The sequence below is a fragment of the Hadarchaeum sp. (SeqCode) genome (assembly GCF_049969415.1).
GTDB lineage: Archaea > Hadarchaeota > Hadarchaeia > Hadarchaeales > Hadarchaeaceae > Hadarchaeum.
In genome coordinates, this window is sequence record NZ_JBMFOX010000109.1 from 1 (window position 1) to 1,892 (window position 1,892).

Annotated in this window: 2 protein-coding genes; both read left to right on the forward strand. The window is 56.8% G+C overall.

Going from position 1 to position 1,892, the window contains the following annotated elements:
• On the forward strand, positions 1 to 496 hold a 496-nt coding region (locus ACP5PX_RS08150), incomplete at its 5' end, for an RHS repeat-associated core domain-containing protein (RefSeq protein ID WP_428085450.1).
• On the forward strand, positions 496 to 1,089 hold the full coding sequence (locus ACP5PX_RS08155) for a hypothetical protein (RefSeq protein ID WP_428085451.1): 594 nt from the start codon (positions 496 to 498) through the stop codon (positions 1,087 to 1,089). The genes ACP5PX_RS08150 and ACP5PX_RS08155, both read left to right, overlap by 1 nt.
• Positions 1,090 to 1,892: the final 803 nt, after the last annotated feature.

Below are 1,892 nucleotides of genomic sequence, written 5' to 3' on the forward strand. Positions count from 1 at the left end.
CTTGGTCCGCTTCGGCGCCCGGGATTACGACGCGCAGGTGGGGAGGTGGACGGGGAAGGATCCGGCTGGCCTCGTTGTCGCGATCAATCTTTACGGCTATTGCGTGTCTGACCCTTTGAACTATGTAGATTGGAGCGGCGGAGTTTTCCTTCCTGCTCTCGAGCGGTTGAAACCGTGTGAGTGTGCCCTGAGAATGGCTATGGAGCTTCGGAACGCTGGCCCTGGCCGGATTCCTAATGGAGTTGATAAATTTTATCATTGCCTTTTTTCGTGCTGGATCGCTACTGAATGCGGCCCGATCGGTGCTTTATGCGTTGGCGTGTTAAAGGAAATTATTGATGCTCTCGGGCCCGGAGAAGCGAGCTGGGAAGATCTAGCCGCGGATTTGGCCGGCATTGAGTGTGCGCAGCGCTCTAAGGCGGGTGTTTGCAAGCACACCTGCTACGAATGCTGCAAATGCAAAGGCTTCACGCCCTGGGTGCGAAGCTCGCGATGATGGCAATAAAAAAAGGCCGTGGCGTTACTAAGGCTCTCGGTATCAAACTGGCCAACTGCGGGTTGGTGCTAGCTGTCCTTGCAATGGTTTGGGACTGTAGCACCAGAGTGAAGACCATCGAACTGTGGGGCGGCACCAGCTATGACTCACTTTTGAGGCGGGTCGATACAGAGGACCTCAAAAAGAGCTTTTCGGAGTATTTCCTCGATCCAGCGTCTGACGTCCGGGTTTTGGGCGTGACCTCAGATTATGTGCGGCTGTGCTACGGCTACCGCTGGGTCCGCAACCGATCCCTTAAGACCGCTGGGGTTGGGGCAAGGCCCTATCGGGGTGGCGCGGTTCAGGTTCTTGTTCTCGAAGACGACCGAGCCGTTCTGAGGATTGCCGAACACGTTGATGATCAGGAGATTTCTGAGGTTTTCTGGCTCTACGACTCGGACACGGGCTGGGTAACTGTTATGGAGCTGAGTGGGAGCCAGGAGGAGTTTCGGCGAAAGCGATCGAGGGCCGTGGGGAGCTTGTGGTACTTCCACGCCAAGCACAGCGAGCGGCTGCGTTGCGACCTTGGCAACTCGAAAGTGGACGTACCTTGAGGTTCTTGTCGCATCCTCTGTTCGTTATTGGAGGACTGCTCCTAGTTGCTTTTGTAGGAAGCTTCTACATGATTCGTGTCATGTTGTATGGATATGAGGGGAGCCTTGTTCTCCGCCGCGAAGAGGTTCGGTCTTTGAGTCAGTTGGCTGCGGAGCTTCGCCGCTGTGAGCCTCCTCTTGCTTCCCGAGTGTCTCGACTCTGGGGAGATGCGAACGCCGGCGTTTATATTTTTGAGTTTAGCGAGATTCCCGTTGAGGGCTCCTGGGCCCTTTGGAAGTGCGGCCAGCTTGGTCCTCCGGCGGTGAAGCGGGTAGGTTCTGCAATCGAGCTTGCTTGGTCCAGGATTTGCGTTGGGGAAAGGCAACGAGTGGGCGGGCTTCGTCACCGGGAAATAAGAGTACGCTGCTTTGGCGGGAGTTGCGTAGTCCTCGCGGGCCGCTGGTCATGCGCAATGCGTGGGTGTTACGCTCGAGCCCGAGCGGCTTTCGAGTATGTGTGCGAGAGAATAGCAGCAGGCGGGGAGTCTTTGCCCTAAGGAACCTCTGCAGAAATGGTTCGCTTTTTCGTAGGATGGGTTTCCGAATGAACCTAGGGAGGAAACGGACAATACGGCAGGCTATGTTTTTCGGAATACGAGTTTGAGATGTGTGGGAAGGTCACCCGGCGAGCAGCGTTTGTAGCGGAGATGGACAGGGTGGTGGCCATCACCGATGCGGCCGGTGGGCTCACCCAGTACCAGCGGCAGGAAACGGCCAACGGTCAGGAGCTCGTGGTCATCACTCCCGGGGGTCGCACCACCACC